The sequence below is a fragment of the Dietzia sp. E1 genome, from assembly GCF_014145015.1.
Classification (GTDB): Bacteria; Actinomycetota; Actinomycetes; order Mycobacteriales; family Mycobacteriaceae; genus Dietzia; species Dietzia cinnamea_A.
In genome coordinates this window covers 1-1,138 of record NZ_JAALDU010000068.1, presented here as the reverse complement: position 1 = coordinate 1,138, position 1,138 = coordinate 1, and the positions used below count along the sequence as shown (strand labels likewise).

The window sequence follows — 1,138 nt, the reverse complement described above, 5'->3', positions numbered from 1 at the left end:
GACGGCGGCGTCGGGCAGGACCGTAGTCAGATGCACCCGCTCACCATCGCCCGCTGCGCGGCGCTGGGGCAGGCCTCGGCCGTGCTCGGGGCGGTCGCCGGTGGGTTCGGGGCGGGGCTGGCCCTGTTCTTCCTCCCGCGACTGGGTGAGCTGGCGGCCGCGGCCGCGGAACTCCCCGCGTCCCTCGCCGTCCTGGTGTCCGGGGCGGTTCTGGTGGGGGCCGGCCTGTTCCTGGAGTCGGCGTGTGAGACCCCGCCCGACGACGACGAGAACGGCGGGCTGGCCGAACCCGCCTGAGGCGGCGGTGCGGGACCGGCGGGTGAGATCCCGCGTGGCGACCCGACTCTCGTCGGCCCCGTTGGGGCGGACACGCGCTGGTTACCCGTGTGACCCGTGATTCTCTGAGTATCATGCGGGGCATGAGTTCCGACGGTGCGATGGACAAGCCCCGGTCAGCCCGCCCCGCGCGCGGCGACGATCGCGGACTGGCGAGCATCGCTCTGGGAGTACTACTGGTCCTGGCGCTCATCGCCACCGTCGTCATGGTCTTCTCCGACAACCCGGTGTGGATGCGGATCGGCACCCTGTCCGCCCTGTGGGCGGCGTTCATCGGGGCCTTCCTCGTGGCGCGCTACCGCCGGCAGGCCGCGGCCGAGGCCGCCCGCGTCCGGGACCTGCACACCGTCTACGAGCTGCAGCTCGAGCGCGAGATCTCGGCCCGCCGCGAGCACGAACTGGTCGTGGAGAAGGAGCTGCGCGCCAGCGTCCGCGCCGAGACCGAGGACTCGGTGCTCGCGCTGCGTCAGGAGATCGCCGCGCTGCGGGAGCAGCTGTCGGCGCTGGGGGTCAGCCTCCCCGAGGACCGTTTCGCCGTGGGCGGTCCCGGCCCCGCCGGGCAGCTCGGCGCGGGCTCGTCCCTGCCGTCCGTCCCGTCGGAGCGGGTCGCGCCCCGCCGTCGTACCCCCGGGATGACGCCGCCGCGCGTCGGCGCGAGGACCTCCGCTGACACGGAGTCGTCCACGGAGAAGACGACCGCCGACCGACCCGGCCAGTCAGCGCCGTTCACGCGGTCGGCGACGTCGGGGCGTCCCTCGACGCCGACCGAACCGTCGGTGGCCGGGGTCGCGCCGGATGCCAC

The 1,138-nt window shown here is 74.4% G+C and carries 2 protein-coding genes; both read left to right on the top strand.

The genetic code is table 11. The features are described from left to right. Window positions 1-297: DUF3180 family protein (locus G6030_RS03095; protein ID WP_182642166.1), on the top strand; the 297-nt coding region annotated here is incomplete at its 5' end. Between the two features lie 122 nt (window positions 298-419). Then, a partial coding sequence (locus G6030_RS03090; RefSeq protein ID WP_347238557.1) for a DUF6779 domain-containing protein occupies window positions 420-1,138 on the top strand: 719 nt, incomplete at its 3' end.